The sequence below is a fragment of the Desulforamulus profundi genome, assembly GCF_002607855.1.
In genome coordinates, this window is record NZ_AWQQ01000124.1 from 1 (window position 1) to 1308 (window position 1308).

Annotated in this window: 2 protein-coding genes and 1 pseudogene; all 3 read right to left on the minus strand. The window is 48.5% G+C overall.

Annotated elements, in window-relative coordinates:
• Positions 1-532, minus strand: a 532-nt coding sequence (locus P378_RS17110) for a PmbA/TldA family metallopeptidase (RefSeq protein WP_274378762.1), incomplete at its 3' end; no start/stop codon positions are given.
• 126 nt (positions 533-658) lie between these two features.
• Positions 659-916 carry a sporulation peptidase YabG gene (locus P378_RS17115; RefSeq protein ID WP_099084064.1) on the minus strand — a complete coding sequence of 86 codons (258 nt, stop codon included), beginning with the start codon at positions 914-916 and terminating at the stop codon, positions 659-661.
• A gap of 176 nt (positions 917-1092) precedes the next feature.
• Positions 1093-1308: pseudogene (locus P378_RS17120) on the minus strand (TldD/PmbA family protein); the annotation flags it as partial.

The window sequence follows — 1308 nt, forward strand, 5'->3', positions numbered from 1 at the left end:
GGTAAATGCCGCAATAAGCGCCCTGGTAATGGGCCTGCATGCCCAGGGAATTCACAACGCTTACTTCTATCTCTGCATCCTGGTAGGAGGAACTTTCAATGATTTTTATCCTTTTGTCAAAGGCCCTGGCGGTGTTCTCCATCTCCACCGCCATTTTAATTTTGTTTTCCACGGTGGAGGCTCGAATGGCCGGGTCGTAAATATCCAGATCCGGGTATTTTGCCGAAATCTCCGGCAGGGTATAAAATTCATCCGGCTCGGTATTGGCACCGTTGGCCAGGGCCTGGTGAACAACCTGATCCAAACCTCCGGCGCTGAACTCGGTGGTATAGGCAAAGCCAACCCGTCCACCGGTGATTACCCGCAGGCCCAACCCCCGGTCTTCCGCCAGTTTCATGGTTTCCACTTCACCGTTGCGAACCTCTATGGATAAGTCTTTGCTGCTCAGCAGATAGGCTTCAGCCATGGCCGCCCCGGCAGCCCTGACCTTTTGCACAGCACTTTCAGCTATGGTCAAATATTTATTATTCAAGTCAGGCAGCTCTCCTTTCTTACATCATAAGTATTGTTCTCTGATAGACAAAATATTCCTTCTGTGATGAAAGGAGTTTAAAGAAAACTTGGACACCACTCTGCCATAAAAGCCGACGACGCACGTTCATTCCTTTTTCTTCCCTGGTAAGACGAAACCGCCCCTACCGGGCGGCTTAATGAACGAAGTTTGGGTTAAAGCAAAAAGCTTTCTGGCCGAGACCGGGTTCAGTTCCTGCACAGATGCTTCCACAATAAGATTCGGGTCTAAAAGAGCCAGAATGGCCACCTTTTCTCCGGTCTGCTGGTTTGTATAAAATCCCAAAACGCAAAATTGCATATCTTCCCCGTAAATTTTCCTGGTTACAATATCACCAATTTTCACCACCCACTACCCCCTAGACTTCTAATCTAACATAAAAAAGACCATAATCCTCCTGCCGTTATTCTTACAATAACATATGAAGTCCAGTGGGAAGGTGTGTCTGGCCACTTTTGTCTTTTAAATCGCTCTGTTGTTTACAAAAAAGTGACCCCCCGGGTCACTTTTTTAAAGTAACATTATAGCCTTCTGATTCTCTTAATGGACGGGTTCTGATCATCGTCCCCGTGAGCTGTGCCACCCACAACGATTTCCGGAATGTGCATGGTGGGTTGAGCGTCCGACACCGGCGCCCCCTGGCCGTCTTTGCCGCAGGTTCCGATGGTAAATCCCAAATCAGAGCCTACCATATCAACAATCCTTAAAACCTCCGGACCGTTCCCGGTAAGGGTGGC